The following is a 16,926-nucleotide window of genomic DNA, read 5'->3' as shown; positions in this document are numbered from 1 at the left end:
CGACGCTACGCCGCAACCCGGCTGCGCTGCCGCCACTGTCCCGGCGTCACGCCAATTTCCCGGTTAAATACCACCGAGAAATAGTTGCTGTCCTCAAACCCGCACTGCATCGCCACTTCGCCAATCAGCATTTCAGTGTGCTGCAGTAAATACTGCGCGTGGCAGATGCGCAGCTGACGCAGGTAATGGTTCACCGTCATGCCGGTCTGACTGCGAAACTGTTGGCGCAGCGTGCGTTCGCTGCAACCATGGTGTTCGCAAAAAGTATCCAGCACAAAGGGACGATTGAGACTGCCTGCCAGCACCGTCAGCAGCTTATCAAGCAGCGCTTCGCTCTGCGTTGCGGCCTGATTATCCGTGGCATAGCGATGGCGCGTCAGGCACACCACCAACTGGGCAAACAGCAGCTCCGACATCTCGTTTGCCAGCGCATCGTCTTTACGGCTCTCCTGCTCAAGCTGGGTCATGATCTGTCGCGCCTGGGCCATACCGGTGCTGCCGATACGCCAGTGCGGAGCCCAATGCGAGCCGTGCAATCCAGGAATATGAGACACCCAGTCAAGATTGAGCTTTAAGCGCTCCGGACAATAGATAATATTCTGTAAAACCAGATCGTTAACAGAAGCGTAGGAGTGTTTGTCTTCGGCGCGAATGTAGAAGAGATCGCCGCGAGTAATGCGGTAGGGACGGTCATTTAGGATGTGCAGCCCGTTGCCACGCCAGACCATCACCAGTTCGCAAAAGTCGTGGGTATGTTCGGCAAAAACATTCTGCGGATAGCGGTCAGCCACCGCAACAGCCTGCGTCGGGCGAGCAAAAAAATCGGATTTTCGAAGAATTAACTGGCCTGACACGCGGATACCTCACGGCTAATAACTCTCTATTATTAGCCGTTTTTCGGTAAAAAACGGTGATTACCCTCGCGTTACTGAAGCATCGTATCTCGCCCCTGGCGGATGTCCCGCGGCGACCAGTTAAATTCCCGGCGGAACAACGTCGAGAAATGGTTGCTGTCACCAAAGCCGCAACGATAGGCAATATCGGTGACGCTGTCGTCACTGTGCCGCAGCAGATGACGCGCCTTGATTAGGCGCAGACGGTTGAGATAGCGCTGTGGCGTCAGGCCGGTACAGTGCTTCAACTGGCGGTGCAGGGTACGCAATGAGAGAGAAAAATCTTCAGCCAGCCCTTCCCAGCAAACCTCTTGCGCAAAGTTCTCTTCCAGCCATGCCATCAACTGATTGAGGCGGGCATCGTTATCCATTGCCCCTTGCTCCTGACTGCCCTTGCGCAGCACAACCAACAGTTGCATGAACAGAATTTCCCGATTCGCCAGCGACATCATATCGGTGCTGTCCTTCACCTCTTCCATCTGGCTGACAATGGCCCTGACCTGCTGCAGCGTACTCTGGTTCACACGCCAATGTGAAGGGTAATGGCCATCCTGCTCCTGCGGCAGCAGTTTATTGAGACCTGACAAAAACTGGAAAGCATCCGGCGCGCGGTACAGCACGTTGGTCAGACACAGGTTATCGGTGTGTTCATACAGGTGTCGGTCAAAGTGGCGGACGAAGCAAACCGTGCCTCCACAAATGGTATGCGGCTGACCATTAAATACATGGATACCTGACCCGTGTTCAACGATGACAATCTCATTGAAATCATGGTGATGCTCAGGAAAAGCGGCCTGCGGAAGTCGTGGTTCAATAGCGACGGGTAGCTGACCTGATGAGAAGAAATCCACGCTGTGTAGTACGGTCATAACGACTCCCGGCAGATGAGAAAGGTTATCAGAATAGTAATATCCGATGAGAGATCTGACCTTGACGTTTTGACAGCAAAGCTTGCAAACCCGGTCATTTTTTCAAGAAACAGCCGGAAAGATCGGGAAATGCGGTCACCATCACACCCCTCAATAACAGCCTCTTCGCAGCAATTTGTGAACTATCTCACGTTCATCTTTGCTTTCTTGCCAGCGCCCCATTTCGCCTGTCAGTGGCAAGAAGGTTGTGTCGTTGCCCTTTTTCTAGACTGAGCGGTAATGACTCATAGAAGGACTCTAACCATGACTTTTCGCCATTGCGTGGCCGTCGATTTAGGCGCCTCAAGCGGACGTGTAATGCTGGCGCGTTTCGACGCCGAGCAGCGTTCGTTATCACTGCGCGAAATCCACCGTTTCGTGAACAACCTGCACAAACAGGACGGTTTTGAGACCTGGGATATCGACGGCCTAGAAGCTGAGATCCGCACTGGACTCAATAAGGTGTGCGATGAAGGCATTCTTATCGACAGTATCGGCATCGACACCTGGGGCGTGGACTTCGTGCTGCTGAATAAAGATGGCCAGCGAGTGGGCCTGCCGGTGGCCTATCGCGATAGTCGCACCGATGGCTTGATGGCTCTCGCAATGGACCAGTTGGGCAAAAGCGATATCTATCGCCGCAGCGGTATTCAATTTCTGCCGTTTAACACGCTTTATCAGCTACGCGCGCTGGTTGAGCAACAGCCGGAGCTGGTATCACAGGCCGCTCACGCGCTGCTGATCCCTGACTATTTTGGCTATCGCTTAACCGGCAAGATGAACTGGGAATACACCAACGCCACCACCACGCAGTTGATCAATATCGATAGCGATAACTGGGACGAAGACCTGCTGAACTGGACCGGCGCACCGGCGTCGTGGTTTGGCACCCCAACCCATCCTGGCAACGTGGTCGGGCACTGGATTTGCCCGCAGGGTCATGACATTCCGGTTGTGGCCGTCGCCAGCCACGACACCGCCAGCGCCGTGATTGCCTCACCGCTAGCCAGCGCCGACGCCGCCTATCTGTCATCCGGAACTTGGTCACTGATGGGTTTTGAAAGCAAAAAACCGTACACCAGCGAGCAGGCACAGCGTGCCAATCTCACTAACGAAGGCGGCGCAGAAGGCCGCTATCGGGTGCTCAAAAACATCATGGGGCTGTGGCTGCTACAGCGCGTGCTGAAAGAGCAAAACATCAGCAACTTGGCGGAACTGATCGCCGAAACGGCGGCGCTGCCAACCTGTCGTAGCCTAATCGCCCCAAACGATGACCGCTTTATCAACCCAGCAAATATGAGCGCTGAGATTCAGGCGGCCTGCCGCGAAACCGCCCAGCCGGTTCCAGCCACCGCCGCTGAGCTCGCGCGCTGCATTTTTGACAGCCTGGCGCTGCTCTACGCCGACGTGCTCAACGAGCTCACGCAGCTGCGCGGTAAACCCTTTAGTCAGCTGCATATTGTCGGCGGTGGCTGCCAAAACGCATTGCTCAACCAGCTGTGTGCCGACGCATGCGGTATTAGCGTGGTGGCAGGCCCAATTGAGGCGTCCACGCTTGGCAATATCGGCATCCAATTAATGGCGCTGGACGAACTGTCCAACGTCGATGATTTCCGCAAGGTGGTGAGTAAAAACTACGCCCTCACCACCTTTACCCCTAATCCTGACCATGAAATTGCCCGCTACGTTGCGCAGTTTCAGCAACAACGACAGACAAAGGAGCTTTGCGCATGACCACTCAACTTGACCAAGCCTGGGAACTCGCCAAACAGCGCTATGCCGCCATCGGTATCGACGTCGAAGAAGCCTTACGCCAGCTCGACCGCTTACCTGTATCAATGCACTGCTGGCAAGGTGATGACGTTGCGGGTTTTGAAAATCCAGAAGGCAATTTAACGGGTGGGATTCAGGCAACCGGCAACTATCCGGGCAAAGCGCGTAACGCGACAGAACTGCGCGCCGATCTGGAACAGGCGTTGAGCCTGATCCCAGGGCCAAAGCGTCTGAATCTGCATGCTATCTATTTGGAATCTGAGACGCCGGTTGCGCGCGATGAAATCAAACCAGAACATTTCAAAAACTGGGTTGAGTGGGCGAAAAAACACAAGCTGGGTCTCGACTTTAATCCGTCATGTTTTTCACATCCGCTGAGCGCTGATGGCTTTACCCTGTCTCACGCCGATCCAAAAGTTCGCCAGTTCTGGATTGACCACTGCAAGGCCAGCCGCCGCGTTTCCGCCTACTTTGGCGAGCAGTTGGGCACGCCGTCGGTGATGAATATCTGGATCCCAGACGGCATGAAAGACGTCACCGTGGACCGTTTAGCACCGCGCCAGCGCCTGGCCGCTGCGCTGGATGAAGTCATCAGCGAGAAGCTGGATCCCGCGCATCACATTGATGCCGTGGAGAGCAAGCTGTTCGGCATTGGCGCAGAGAGCTATACCGTTGGCTCCAATGAGTTCTATATGGGTTACGCCACCAGCCGCCAGACCGCGCTGTGCCTAGATGCCGGTCACTTCCACCCAACGGAGGTGATCTCCGACAAAATCTCCGCCGCCATGCTGTACGTACCGCGCTTGCTGTTGCACGTCAGCCGCCCGGTGCGCTGGGACAGTGACCACGTGGTGCTGTTGGATGACGAAACTCAGGCCATCGCCAGCGAAATCATCCGCCACGATCTGTTTGACCGTGTGCACATTGGACTCGACTTCTTCGACGCCTCCATCAATCGCATCGCGGCGTGGGTTATCGGCACTCGCAACATGAAGAAAGCCTTGCTGCGCGCACTGCTGGAGCCAACCGAGCAACTTCGTCAGTTGGAAGTAGACGGCGACTACACCGCCCGTCTGGCGCTGCTGGAAGAGCAGAAATGCCTGCCGTGGCAGGCGGTATGGGAAATGTACTGCCAGCGTAACGATGCGCCAGCGGGCAGCCAGTGGCTGGAGAGCGTGCGGAGCTACGAGAAAGAAATTTTGAGCACGCGTCAATAACCGAGACCGATCGCCGGATGGCGGCTTCGCCTTATCCGGCCTACGAAAATAGCCATTGTAGGCCCGATAAGCGAAGCGCCATCGGGCATCAGCACACAGGACAACAAGACTATGCAAACCATCACCGATTCCTGGTTCGTCCAGGGCATGATCAAAGCCACCTCCGACGCCTGGTTAAAAGGCTGGGACGAGCGTAACGGCGGCAACCTAACCCTGCGTCTGGACGAGGCAGATATCGCCCCGTTCACCGCCGACTTCCACGCTAAGCCGCGCTATATCGCCCTGAGCCAGCCGATGCCAATGCTGGCCAACACGCCGTTTATCGTCACCGGCTCCGGTAAATTCTTCCGCAACGTCCAGCTTGACCCGGCCGCCAACCTTGGGGTGGTGAAAGTCGATAGTGACGGTGCGGGCTACCACATTTTGTGGGGGCTGACTCACGAAGCCGTTCCAACCTCCGAGCTGCCGGCGCATTTCCTGTCACACTGTGAACGTATCAAACTGACCAACGGCGTCGACCGCGTGATCATGCACTGCCACGCGACCAACCTGATCGCGCTGACCTATGTGCTGGAAAACGACAGTGCGTTTATCACCCGCAAACTGTGGGAAGGCAGCACCGAGTGTCTGGTGGTCTTCCCGGACGGCGTCGGTATTCTGCCGTGGATGGTGCCAGGCACTGACGAAATCGGCCAAGCAACTGCCACCTCAATGCAGCAGCACTCGCTGGTGCTGTGGCCGTTCCACGGTGTGTTCGGCAGCGGTCCGACGCTTGACGAAACCTTTGGTCTGATTGATACCGCCGAAAAATCAGCAGAGGTACTGGTGAAGGTGTACTCGATGGGCGGTATGAAACAGACCATCACCCAGCAAGAACTGATTGCCCTCGGCCAACGTTTTGGCGTAACCCCGATGGCCAGCGCGTTAAATCTGTACAAGTAAGAACATCGCATAACCCCTGCGGGCAGCGATCCACAGGGGAAAAAATCTGTCACCTGCAAACCAACTAACTCAAAACCGTGGAGTACAAGCAATGAAAATAAAAGCAAGCTTCATCCTCACCGTTGCCGCCCTGGCGTTGTCCGGTTCCGCTTTAGCTGAAGTAAAAATTGCCCTTGTGGCAAAGTCATTAGGCAATGGCTTCTTCGAGGCCGCAAACGTCGGCGCGCAGGAAGCGGCCAAAGAGTTAGGCGATGTAAAAGTGATTTATACCGGCCCCACCACCACTACGGCTGAAGCGCAGATCGAAGTGCTCAATGGGTTGATCGCCCAGGGTGTCGATGCGATCGCGATTTCCGCCAACGATCCCGATGCGGTGGTGCCGGTGCTGAAGAAAGCCATGCAGCGCGGCATTAAGGTTGTGTCATGGGATTCCGGCGTTGCCGCCGGCGGGCGTCAGATTCACCTGAACCCGTCTAACAACCAGTTGATTGGCGAAACCAACGTGAAGCTCGCCGCCGACGCGTTAAAAGCGTTGAATGTTGAAAAAGGTGACGTGGCGATTCTGAGCGCCACCCCAACCTCCACCAACCAGAACATCTGGATTGGTGAGATGAAAAAAGTGCTGCCGAACTATCCCTCTATCAACTTGGTAACCGTAGCCTACGGTGACGATCTGTCGGATAAGAGCTACCGCGAAGCGGTCGGCCTGCTGAAGTCGTACCCGGACCTGAAAGTGATCGTCTCGCCGTCATCCGTCGGGATCGTAGCGGCAGCGCAGGCGGTGAAAGACCAAGGCAAGATTGGCAAAGTGTACGTCACCGGGCTAGGGCTGCCGTCTGAAATGGCCGGGGCTATTAAGTCCGGCGCCAGCAAGAGCTTCGCCATCTGGAACCCTATCGATCTGGGCTATGCTGCCACTTACCTTGCCGACGATCTCGTGAAAGGCTCAGCGACCAAAACCGAAGCCAGTATGGGCAAGCTGGGCAAAGTGAAGCTGGATGCGGACGGAAATGGCGCGATGTCTGAGCCGTTCGTCTACGATGCCAGCAACATTGATAAGTTCTCAAAAATCTTCTGATGCGTTTTGTAGGCCGGATAAGCGCGAGCGCCATCCGGCAAAACGGCGGGTGCGCTACAGCTTACCCGCCCTACAAAATCCCCTGTGATGGAGAACTATCATGTCGACACCTTTGTTGCAGCTTAAGGGGATCACCAAAGTTTTCCCCGGCGTGCGCGCACTTGAAAACGTGCAGCTCGATCTGTGGCCCGGTAAAGTCACCGCTTTAATTGGCGAAAACGGCGCAGGAAAATCTACGCTGGTCAAAGTGATGACCGGCATCTATCAGCCCGAAGAGGGCGAAATCCTTTATAAAGCTATTCCCATTTCACTGCCGACGCCGGATGCGGCGCACAGAGTCGGTATAACCGCCATTCATCAGGAAACTGTGCTGTTCGATGAACTCTCGGTCACCGAAAATATTTTTGTCGGCCAGTACCTGCATAAGGGCTGGCTGAAACAGCTCGACTGGCCTGCCATGCACCAAAAAGCGCGCGAGATCCTGACTCGCCTTGATGTGCAGATTGACCCGCGCGCCATATTAAAAACACTCAGCATTGCCCAACGTCATATGGTCGCTATTGCCCGTGCGCTGTCATTTGACGCGCAGGTGGTGATCCTCGACGAGCCTACCGCCGCGCTTTCTCAGCACGAAATCCTCGAGTTTTATCAAATCGTTGAACGGCTCAAGCAAGAAGGCAAAGCCATCTTGTTTATCTCGCACAAATTTGACGAAATTTTTGAGCTGGCGGATCACTACACCATCCTGCGCGATGGCGTGTACGTCGGTTCCGGCGCGATAAACGAAATTACCGAGGAGCGGATGGTCGCCATGATGGTCGGTCGTGCCATCACGCAAACCTACCCAAAAGTCGCCTGTGAAAAGGGCGCAGAGGTACTGGCGGTCAAAGACCTGTGCCATCCCACCGAATTTGCCCATATCAACTTCACGCTGCGCAAGGGTGAGATTCTCGGTTTCTATGGTCTGGTCGGTGCCGGGCGCACAGAACTGATGCAGGCGCTCTCCGGCGTATCACATCCATCTTGCGGTGAAATCGTGCTTAACGGTTCGCCGGTGCATTTCCGCCAGCCCGCCGATGCCATCAACGCCGGGATTGTCTGCGTGCCGGAAGAACGGCAAAAGCAGGGTGCAATTATCGAATTGCCGATTGCGCAGAACATCAGTCTGCCTCAGCTAAACAAGCTTAACCCACGCGGTGTGTTAAACGATGCCCTAGAGTGGCAGCTGGCCGACGAGTACGCGCGCCGTCTGCAGGTTAAAGCTTCCAGTTGGCGTCAGCCGGTAGAAACACTCTCCGGGGGGAACCAGCAAAAAGTGGTAATCGCCAAATGGCTGGCGACGCATCCGCAGGTGATCATCCTTGATGAACCGACCAAAGGCATTGATATCGGCTCGAAGGCCGCGGTGCATCAGTTTATGTCCGAGTTGGTGGCGCAGGGTCTGGCGGTGATTATGGTGTCGTCCGAGTTGCCAGAAGTCATGGGCATGGCTGACCGCATTATCGTGATGCACGAAGGGCTGATGGTCGCTGAATACTTGGCCGGTGAAGCCACCGCAGAGACCATCGTCAGCGCCGCGAGCGGTGCCGGTAAGGAGGCAGCATAATGTGGCAATCCTTGTTTAAACACCGCGAAGCGCTGCTCGCGGGCGTCATTATCTTGATGGTGGCGGCGATTGGCAGCCGCGTGCCGTCGTTCATATCACCGGGAAACTTGGTGGAAATGTTTAACGACACCGCCATCTTAATTATCCTCGCGCTGGGCCAGATGATGGTGCTGCTGACCAAAGGCATCGACCTGTCGATGGCCGCTAATCTGGCGCTGACCGGCATGATTGTCGCCTTGCTCAACTTCCACTACCCCACGATCCCGGTCTTCGCGCTGCTGCTACTGGCAACTGCGCTGGGGCTGGTGATGGGCATGATTAACGGGTTACTGGTGTGGAAACTGGGTATTCCGGCAATAGTAGTGACGCTCGGTACCATGAGCATTTATCGCGGCATTATCTTTTTACTGTCCGACGGCGGCTGGGTTAACTCGCACCAAATGAGCCCCGATTTCCTCGGCCTGCCGCGCGCCGCGCTGTTGGGGTTGCCGGTACTAAGCTGGTTTGCCATCGCTGCGCTGCTGCTAGTGGGTTACTTCCTGCGCTTTAGCCGCACCGGGCGGGCGCTGTACACCGCCGGCGGTAACGCTACCGCGGCGTATTACACCGGCATCAACGCGGGAAAAATGCAGTTCGTCAGCTTCTGCCTCTCCGGGGCGCTGGCGGGTTTTTGCGGCTATTTGTGGATTTCCCGCTTCGCCGTCGCCTATGTCGATGTCGCCAACGGCTTCGAACTTCAGGTTGTCGCAGCCTGCGTGATTGGCGGTATCAGCACCATGGGCGGCACCGGGCGCGTCGTCGGCTGTCTGTGCGGCGCGCTGTTCCTCGGCATCATCAACAATGCGTTGCCGGTCATCGGCATTTCTCCGTTTTGGCAAATGGCAATTTCCGGCGCGGTGATTGTGATTGCAGTGCTGCTGAATGAACGCGGCAATAAACGTAAAGGACGGCTGATCCTGCGCGATGCCGCGCTAGCCCGACAAAAACAGGCGGTACGCTCATGAGCAAAATAATGATGCCTGAAGACATTAACACCAAGGCCAGAACGTCGCCGTTCTTTGCGCGGCTGCTGTGCTGGGAAGGCTTTCTGCTGGCGGTGACGCTGCTGGTCTTTGTGATAAACGCGCTGGCCTCGCCCTATTTCCTCAATATCTGGAATCTGTCGGACGCCACCTTCAATTTTACCGAAAAAGCGATCATCGTGCTGCCGATGGCGATGCTGATTATTGCCCGCGAAATCGATCTTTCCGTCGCTTCAACCATCGCACTGAGCTCAACGCTGATGGGTTTTTGCGCCGCCGCTGGCGTCGATACGCCGCTGCTGGTCTGCGTGGGGCTGGGCGTTGGGTTACTGTGCGGGTTATTCAACGGCCTGCTCGTGACGCGCTTTAATCTCTCTTCCATCGTCATCACCATTGGCACCATGAGCCTGTATCGCGGGATCACCTACATTCTGTTGGGCGATCAGGCGTTGAATAAATACCCGGAGAGTTTCGCCTGGTTTGGTCAAGGCTACGTGTGGGGCGCGCTGTCGTTCGAGTTCGCGCTATTCATCGTGCTCGCCGCCCTGTTCGCCTTCCTGCTGCACAAAACCAACTTTGGCCGCCGCACTTACGCCATCGGCAATAACCCAACCGGAGCGTGGTATTCCGGTATTAACGTCAAACGTCACAACCTGCTGCTGTTTGCGCTGGTTGGTCTGATGTCCGGCCTAGCTGCGGTGCTGCTGACTTCACGCCTGGGTAGTACACGACCGACGATTGCCATGGGTTGGGAACTGGCGGTGGTCACCATGGCGGTGCTTGGCGGCATCAATATTTTGGGTGGTTCCGGCAGCATGGTCGGCGTGATTATTGCCGCATTCTTGATGGGGCTAGTCACCTTCGGCCTGAGCCTGCTTAACGTCCCTGGCATCGTCATGTCGATAATTATTGGCGCGATGCTGATTGTGGTGATTTCTCTGCCAATTATCACCCGCCGCATCATGCAGCGAAGACGGAATTAACCCCCTCATCCCGGCTCTCTCCCCAAAGGGGGGGGAGGGCGAAAACGGAATGGTTCCCTCGCCCCTTTGGGGAGAGGGTTAGGGTGAGGGGGAAAGCGAATTTGTAAAATCGTAATTAAGGAGCATTATCATGAGCTTTATGTTGGCACTGCCAAAAATCAGCCTTCACGGCGCGGGCGCAATCGGCGATATGGTTAATCTGGTGGCGGGTAAGCAGTGGGGCAAAGCGCTAATCGTCACCGATGGTCAATTGGTCAAGCTGGGCCTGCTAGACAGCCTGTTCACTGCGCTGGACGCGCATAAAATGTCTTACCATCTGTTCGATGAGGTCTTCCCAAATCCTACTGAAGAGTTAGTGCAAAAAGGCTACGCGGCGTATCAGGCTGAATCTTGTGACTACATCATTGCCTTCGGCGGCGGCAGCCCAATTGATACCGCCAAAGCGGTAAAAATCCTGACCGCAAATCCCGGCCCTTCCACCGCTTACTCCGGTGTCGGTAAAGTGGTTAACGCGGGCGTGCACCTAGTCGCCATTAACACCACGGCGGGTACTGCCGCAGAGATGACCAGCAACGCAGTCATCATCGATAGCGCCCGCCAGGTGAAAGAGGTGATTATCGACTCCAATATTATTCCAGATATCGCCGTTGACGATGCCAGCGTGATGCTCGATATCCCTGCCTCGGTCACCGCTGCCACCGGGATGGATGCGCTGACCCACGCAATTGAAGCCTACGTGTCGGTGGGTGCGCACCCGTTAACCGATGCCAACGCGTTGGAAGCGATTCGCCTCATCACCCTCTGGCTGCCAAAAGCCGTAGATGATGGCCATAACCTAGAAGCCCGCGAACAGATGGCGTTTGGGCAGTATCTGGCAGGGATGGCGTTTAACAGCGCCGGTCTGGGACTCGTCCATGCGCTGGCGCACCAGCCGGGCGCAACCCATAATCTGCCGCACGGCGTCTGCAACGCTATTCTGCTGCCGATCATCGAGAACTTTAACCGTCCAAATGCGGTTTCCCGCTTTGCTCGAGTTGCGCAGGCCATGGGCGTTGATACTCGCGCTCTGAGCGATGAAGCGGCAAGCATGGAAGCCATCAACGCTATCCGCAAGCTCAGCGCACGCGTGGGTATTCCAGCAGGCTTCAGTCAGTTGGGTGTGACCAAAGCTGATATCGAAGGATGGCTGGATAAAGCGCTCGCGGACCCCTGCGCGCCGTGCAACCCACGCACCGCCAGCCGCGACGAAGTTCGTGAGCTGTACTTGGAGGCATTATGATCCGCAAAGCCTTTGTGATGCAGGTTAACGCCAACGCCCACGAAGAATATCAGCGCCGCCACAGCCCAATCTGGCCGGAGCTAGAAGCCGTGCTGAAAGCCCACGGCGCGCACCATTACGCGATTTATCTCGATGAAGTACGCAATCTGCTGTTTGCTACCGTGGAAATTGAGTCTGAGGAGCGCTGGAACGCGGTAGCAAATACCGATGTGTGCCAGCGCTGGTGGAAGCACATGACCGATGTGATGCCGTCGAATCCGGATAACAGCCCAGTGAGCGCAGAGCTAAAAGAAGTGTTTTATCTGGCGTAAGCTGGCGCTATTTATGTAGATCGGATAAGGCGCTAGTCGCCATCCGGCAATGTGTGCTAAAGAACCTGATGGCGCTACGCTTATCAGGCCCACCGAAGAAAAAGGCCTCTGCTTGCAGAGGCCTTTGTTTTTTAGAAGTAGTATTTGAAGCGAACGCGTGCGCCGTAGCGATCGTCGTCTGTAGAAATTTCCTGGTCACTCTGGATTTTAGAGTAATAGGTTCCCAGATAAATATTAAAGTTTTCCATATTCATCACGTCTTTAATCCAATAAGAGGCGTGGATTGTATGAATATCGTAGGTGCCTTCTTCCTGAATAATGCAGTTGTTTTCACAGACTACGCCCGCAAAATCGCTAATTTTGTTGTGCGCATAAATATAGCCCACTTCAAAGTTCTTCCACCAAATGTTGGTTGCTGCGGTGAAATCGTCTTCGTTATTGGCATCTAAATAGGCAGTATTCAGGTTAAAGATAACGCCATTATCCGGGTCACCTTTAGTGGTATCCCAAGTCATGGTTAAACCATAGCCGGTACGGTCAGACTGATCGACAAACTCGCCTTTGCTGTTGGTATAACCGTAAGCGTTGTTCACCACGTTCGATTCCATTGCCGCGGAGAAAGAAAGCTCAGATGTTGGCTTCCAGTTCACGACCGGACGCAGATAGACGACGTTTTTATCCTGTTCCATCTTACGACCGTGGTAGGTACGACCGCCTACATTCACGTTGTCACCGTCGGCAAACAGGGTAGTGCCGTCTTCGACCAACGAGTTCAGCTCAAAGTACCAGTCATCAATCTGTTTGCTCATCAGGAAGTTACCGCCAGAATCGGAACGCCCACGGGCTTCTTTCATCATATAGATATAGCCCTGACCATCGGTATACAGGTCATTAGCAGTATTCCCCGAATGCTCGACGAAGGTATCTTGATTCAGTGGGAACATATCGAAGGCTTCGAAACGACCGATCTCTACTTTCCAGTCATTTTCCTGACCGAAGTTGAAGCGCGCATCATCAAGATTCATGCTGCCGTACATATCGGCCAGCGGCTGGATAGAGAAGCCTGCAAACTGGCCATTGCTCATCTTGCGCACGCCGTCGAAGCCAATCAGAATACGACCGTCCATATCCCACGTTCCGATGGAATGATCTTCATTCAATTTAGTTAACGTGCCGCGACGGCTTTCGCCATCCATATTATATTCAACGTCGCCGTAGATTTTGAGATCGCCATAGCCGCTCAAAATAAGGTTCGGTGTAGCCGCATTTTTCCGCATTTCTTCTGCCGGTGTCTTACCATTCACCGGCGTATTGCCCTGAGCGGCCTTAATTTCTTTAATTTCTACCGCCTGCTGTGTTTGCAGATTCTGTACTTTCTGCTCCGCCTGCCGAGCTCGTGTTTCCGACGCTTCCAGACGTGATTCTAGCTGTTCCAGCCGCTGCTCTAGCGTCATTTTAGTTGTCTTAGCAAAACCCGTATTGGCCACCAACAATAATCCAATAGCTATCGCTAATGTCGATTTCTTCATCATTCAATTCCCTTGATAACAATATAAATAAGAAATCCAGAAAGAGATTTCGTGCGCACATGTATTACAGCGATGAATGTATATTCATAATTTATTTGTCATGGGTAGTCTCTATTTAAAAACAGATTTATTTCATGACGAACAAACGAACACTAGCTAATAAAGTTTAGCGCGTAAACGATAATATAGAGAAGATCGTGAGCCAGATAACACTGAATAATATGAAAGGGGATAGGATGGAATCATCAATTATTTAAAAGAATAAAGATGCTGGATTAATAGATAATTAGTATTATTAAATGGATATGGCAATTAATAATACGTGCAGTTTTATATATATTTCTGCACGTACTCACTATTAATTTTGCTCTGCAACCAACAGCGCCAGCGTATCAGGCTCCAGCGCTTTAAACAGATGCTCTTCATCGGCGGGATAGCAAATATAATCACCGGCGTTCAACTCTTCCGGCGCTGCCGTTAAGCCGACTAACGCCCGGCCCTGGGTCACAATAATGTGCTCGACCGAACCCGGTGGATGCGGATGCGAGATTCTGTCCGCACCCGGCTGAGTGGCTAGCAGGTAAATATCCCGGCGCGCTCCCGGCGGACATGCCGCCAGCAGCGTGGCCTGATAGTTTGCCTGTTCAGCCACGACTTTCGTGCCTTCGCCGCGGCGGATAACCTGAGTTTTATTCGGCTGCGGTTCTAGCAGACGGGCAAAAGGTATATCCAGCGCCACGCAAAGCGCCCATAGCGTCTCTAGACTGGGATTACCGTTACCTGCTTCAAGCTGTGAAAGCGTTGATTTCGCAATACCGGCGCGACGGGCTATTTCGGCCAGCGACAGGCCGGTTCTGGCCCGCTCACGCACCAGACTTTTGGCAATCACGCTGATTGGCTGTGTCATACACAACTCCATCGTTTTATATATTGAACGAATCGTTCGACTTGAACTACCAAATTGATTCGTTCATTATAATGGAGATCTTGTTCGATATGGCAAATTAATATGTCTCTGAAAATGTTCTCCTGCCTGAAAGGCAGCACGGTGAAAGCTATTTTTCTGGTGTGCTTAGCCGTCGGCGTCGTTGGAGTTTCCTACGGCTCGCTGGCAATGGCCTACGGATTCCCACTTTGGGTTCCCCTACTTCTGTCGGTTTCCGTGCTTGCAGGTGCCTCAGAATTTATGTTTATCGGAATCGTGGCCAGCGGCGGCAACCCACTTGCTGCAGCAGCGGCAGGACTGCTGGTCAATGCCCGGCACATTCCGTTTGGTGTCACGGTGCGGGATCTGGTCGGCCGTCGTGCTGCCAGCTTTATTGGCTGCCATATCATGAACGATGAGAGCGTGGTGTTCGGGCTGTCGCAGCCAACGCTCGAGCAGCGTAAAGCAGCATTCTGGCTATGCGGAATGGGCGTCGCGCTCTTCTGGCCGCTGGGTGCGCTATTTGGTGCCGCAGTGGGCAAACTCTTGCCCGCGCCGGAAACCATCGGTCTCGATGCCGTGTTCCCGGCCATCTTGTTGGCTCTGGTGATCCCAGCCTTTAAGAACCGCACCACGCTCATCCGCGCCGGCAGCGGCGCAGCAATCTCATTAGCATGTGTGCCTTTTGCTCCCGTGGGGCTGCCGGTGCTGTTGTCTCTGTTTGGCCTGCTGGCGAGGAAAAAATAATGGCAAATATGACGCTATTTATTATCGGTATCGCTGTTCTTTCCGTAGGCACCTATCTGATGCGCCTTGGCGGCGCTAAGCTCGGAAGCCGTTTAGCATTTTCCGAACGTTCTCAGGCCCTGCTCTCAGACGCTGCGACGGTGCTGCTGTTTTCAGTAGCGCTCGCAACCACTTTCTATGAGGGTGAGCATTTCTCCGGCATGGCCCGTGTGCTGGGTGTCGGCTTTGCGGTGTTCCTTGCTTGGCGTAAAGCTCCCCTTATCGTGGTGATCATCGCCGCAGCGGTTGTCACCGCGTTGCTGCGCCTCGCGGGGATACACTAAAAGTACGCCTCAGAAACGAAAAAAGCGCCCCGAGGGCGCTCTTTCAACAGTTGCTTACGCTTATTTGCTCAGTTCAGCGGTCATGTGCACGCGGTTACCGGCATAAGCCTGGGTAATTTTATAAGAGCTTGCACCAGCCTGTTCAGCTTGAGCGGCAATTTTCGCTTCGGCACCGTCAATGGTAGAGGCGGTTGCGGTCACGGTCTGAGCAGCGAAGGTACCGAAAGAAGCGGCAAGAGCGATAACTGCGACAAAAGTTTTGATGCTTTTCATGATATAAACCCTTTCACTTGGTTGTTTGGATAAGGCATGTTGCCTTGATGTGATAAATAATAGCCCTCACATCGTTCAACGAAAAGCGGAAGGATTTGTTGTCATCATTCAAATAAATTGATCAATATTGCAGCTGTGCTTCAACCCAGTCGTAGACCTCTTCAATATCGGGCAGCGTTTGCTGATCAACGCAATATACAGACCCCAGTTGCATCGGTTTTGCCCGTTCAGCCAACTGCGCCAGTTCGGGCAGATACTCTTCACCGGGATGACCCGGCAAGCGCTGCGCTAACCGCTGAGCGTAGCGCGCCACAGCGACGTCTGGAGGAATTTGATTCCAGACTTCGACGATCCGCTCGACTCCCGCGTTGTGGGCTAGCCGCTGCAACACGTCCTTCGGCTGGAAGCCAAACCAGGCGTCAATAACCCAGGCGCAACCCGCCGGAGACTGTTCCACAATCGACCAAATAGCCTCATAGGCAGCACAGCCGAGCTGGCGGTTGAAGGGGCGGTCAATATCCGTAAAGCGTGCCATAAAGGGCTCTTTGATACCGTCGATAGTCAGCAACGGCAGGCCAAAGGTAAGCGAAAGCTGCCGGGCAATGGTGCTTTTTCCCGACGCGGGAATGCCGTTTACCAGAATGACGGTTTTACAGCTCGGCGTAAGATCTCTTTTCATAGCAGCGCCACAACCTCCTCTTTAGAGTTCGCCGCCCGCAGTTTGGCCATGCGTTCATCGTTATCAAGTAACGAGATAATGGCGCGGATCCCCTCTTCAATATGCGCATTGCTATCCTGCGCACCGAACATAATGACAATATCTGCGGCCTCACTTTCGGCAAACCGAATCGGTTTATCCAGCAGCACGAGGCTAAAACAGTTGCGCTTAACACCGCACTCAGGACGCGCATGCGGAATGGCAATCCCTTCGTCAAAAACGTAATACGCGCCGTGATTGAGGGTATTCTCAATCACCGCCTGGCCGTAATCTGCCGAGATAAAGCCATTTTCAATCAGCGGCATGGCCGCCAGTTGAATCACCTTTTTCCAATCTGACTCCGTGACGCCAACCTGGATAGCATCGGCTTCGATGAGTAGCTCTTTTATCGTCATGTCC

The 16,926-nt window shown here is 54.3% G+C and carries 18 protein-coding genes; 11 read left to right on the top strand and 7 right to left on the bottom strand.

Features of this window, described 5'->3' with window-relative positions; translation table 11 throughout:
- Positions 1 to 5 precede the first annotated feature (5 nt).
- Entirely contained in the window at positions 6 to 854 is an 849-nt protein-coding gene (rhaR, locus tag AB4K05_RS21305; protein WP_368481828.1) for an HTH-type transcriptional activator RhaR, read from the bottom strand.
- 71 nt (positions 855 to 925) lie between these two features.
- A complete protein-coding gene (gene rhaS, locus AB4K05_RS21300; RefSeq protein ID WP_368481827.1) occupies positions 926 to 1,762 on the bottom strand; it encodes an HTH-type transcriptional activator RhaS in 837 nt (278 codons plus the stop codon).
- Between the two features lie 303 nt (positions 1,763 to 2,065).
- Between rhaS (AB4K05_RS21300) and rhaB the strand changes: the two genes are divergently transcribed.
- The 9 genes from rhaB to rhaM all read left to right on the top strand — a co-directional run bounded on the left by rhaB (position 2,066) and on the right by rhaM (position 12,012).
- Positions 2,066 to 3,535, top strand: coding sequence for a rhamnulokinase (rhaB, locus tag AB4K05_RS21295; RefSeq protein WP_368481826.1), 1,470 nt, complete (start codon positions 2,066 to 2,068; stop codon positions 3,533 to 3,535).
- Positions 3,532 to 4,791, top strand: coding sequence for an L-rhamnose isomerase (gene rhaA, locus AB4K05_RS21290; RefSeq protein ID WP_368481825.1), 1,260 nt, complete (start codon positions 3,532 to 3,534; stop codon positions 4,789 to 4,791). Before rhaB ends, rhaA begins: the two co-directional genes overlap by 4 nt.
- A 111-nt stretch (positions 4,792 to 4,902) precedes the next feature.
- Entirely contained in the window at positions 4,903 to 5,733 is an 831-nt protein-coding gene (gene rhaD / locus AB4K05_RS21285; protein ID WP_368481824.1) for a rhamnulose-1-phosphate aldolase, read from the top strand.
- A gap of 91 nt (positions 5,734 to 5,824) precedes the next feature.
- Complete coding sequence (gene rhaS / locus AB4K05_RS21280; RefSeq protein WP_368481823.1) at positions 5,825 to 6,811, top strand: rhamnose ABC transporter substrate-binding protein; 987 nt, start codon at positions 5,825 to 5,827, stop codon at positions 6,809 to 6,811.
- Positions 6,812 to 6,911: 100 nt separating this feature from the next.
- Positions 6,912 to 8,417, top strand: coding sequence for a sugar ABC transporter ATP-binding protein (locus AB4K05_RS21275; protein WP_368481822.1), 1,506 nt, complete (start codon positions 6,912 to 6,914; stop codon positions 8,415 to 8,417).
- A complete protein-coding gene (locus AB4K05_RS21270) occupies positions 8,417 to 9,421 on the top strand; it encodes an ABC transporter permease (RefSeq protein ID WP_368481821.1) in 1,005 nt (334 codons plus the stop codon). The genes AB4K05_RS21275 and AB4K05_RS21270 overlap by 1 nt, the downstream gene beginning before the upstream one ends.
- Positions 9,418 to 10,422 carry an ABC transporter permease gene (locus AB4K05_RS21265; RefSeq protein ID WP_368481820.1) on the top strand — a complete coding sequence of 335 codons (1,005 nt, stop codon included), beginning with the start codon at positions 9,418 to 9,420 and terminating at the stop codon, positions 10,420 to 10,422. The genes AB4K05_RS21270 and AB4K05_RS21265 overlap by 4 nt, the downstream gene beginning before the upstream one ends.
- 130 nt (positions 10,423 to 10,552) lie before the next feature.
- Positions 10,553 to 11,701: a lactaldehyde reductase gene (gene fucO / locus AB4K05_RS21260; protein ID WP_368481819.1), complete on the top strand. Its 1,149-nt coding sequence runs from the start codon at positions 10,553 to 10,555 to the stop codon at positions 11,699 to 11,701.
- Positions 11,698 to 12,012, top strand: coding sequence for an L-rhamnose mutarotase (rhaM, locus tag AB4K05_RS21255; RefSeq protein ID WP_368481818.1), 315 nt, complete (start codon positions 11,698 to 11,700; stop codon positions 12,010 to 12,012). Before fucO ends, rhaM begins: the two co-directional genes overlap by 4 nt.
- 131 nt (positions 12,013 to 12,143) lie before the next feature.
- Here rhaM and AB4K05_RS21250 read toward each other — a convergent pair whose 3' ends face one another.
- Together AB4K05_RS21250 and AB4K05_RS21245 are read right to left on the bottom strand one after the other, a co-directional pair.
- Positions 12,144 to 13,541: a carbohydrate porin gene (locus tag AB4K05_RS21250; RefSeq protein WP_368481902.1), complete on the bottom strand. Its 1,398-nt coding sequence runs from the start codon at positions 13,539 to 13,541 to the stop codon at positions 12,144 to 12,146.
- A gap of 358 nt (positions 13,542 to 13,899) precedes the next feature.
- The gene (locus tag AB4K05_RS21245) at positions 13,900 to 14,448 is read right to left on the bottom strand and encodes a helix-turn-helix domain-containing protein (protein ID WP_368481817.1); all 549 of its coding nucleotides are present in this window, start codon (positions 14,446 to 14,448) and stop codon (positions 13,900 to 13,902) included.
- Between the two features lie 114 nt (positions 14,449 to 14,562).
- Between AB4K05_RS21245 and AB4K05_RS21240 the strand changes: the two genes are divergently transcribed.
- Both AB4K05_RS21240 and AB4K05_RS21235 read left to right on the top strand, forming a co-directional pair.
- Positions 14,563 to 15,213, top strand: a complete 651-nt coding sequence (locus tag AB4K05_RS21240) for an AzlC family ABC transporter permease (RefSeq protein ID WP_368481901.1) — start codon at positions 14,563 to 14,565, stop codon at positions 15,211 to 15,213.
- Positions 15,213 to 15,536: an AzlD domain-containing protein gene (locus tag AB4K05_RS21235; RefSeq protein ID WP_368481816.1), complete on the top strand. Its 324-nt coding sequence runs from the start codon at positions 15,213 to 15,215 to the stop codon at positions 15,534 to 15,536. Before AB4K05_RS21240 ends, AB4K05_RS21235 begins: the two co-directional genes overlap by 1 nt.
- A 60-nt stretch (positions 15,537 to 15,596) precedes the next feature.
- Here AB4K05_RS21235 and AB4K05_RS21230 read toward each other — a convergent pair whose 3' ends face one another.
- From AB4K05_RS21230 to AB4K05_RS21220, 3 genes are all read right to left on the bottom strand, one after another.
- A complete protein-coding gene (locus tag AB4K05_RS21230; protein ID WP_368481815.1) occupies positions 15,597 to 15,809 on the bottom strand; it encodes a DUF1471 domain-containing protein in 213 nt (70 codons plus the stop codon).
- A 121-nt stretch (positions 15,810 to 15,930) separates the two neighbouring features.
- Positions 15,931 to 16,488, bottom strand: coding sequence for an AAA family ATPase (locus AB4K05_RS21225; RefSeq protein WP_368481814.1), 558 nt, complete (start codon positions 16,486 to 16,488; stop codon positions 15,931 to 15,933).
- Positions 16,485 to 16,922 (bottom strand): PTS sugar transporter subunit IIA, encoded by a 438-nt coding sequence (locus tag AB4K05_RS21220; protein WP_368481813.1) that lies wholly within the window; start codon positions 16,920 to 16,922, stop codon positions 16,485 to 16,487. The genes AB4K05_RS21225 and AB4K05_RS21220 overlap by 4 nt, the downstream gene beginning before the upstream one ends.
- Between the last annotated feature and the right edge of the window lie 4 nt (positions 16,923 to 16,926).

Source organism: Kluyvera sp. STS39-E (genome assembly GCF_040932435.1).
Lineage (GTDB): Bacteria > Pseudomonadota > Gammaproteobacteria > Enterobacterales > Enterobacteriaceae > Kluyvera.
The sequence above is the reverse complement of the archived record's forward strand: the minus strand, read 5'-3'. Positions and strand labels throughout refer to the sequence as shown.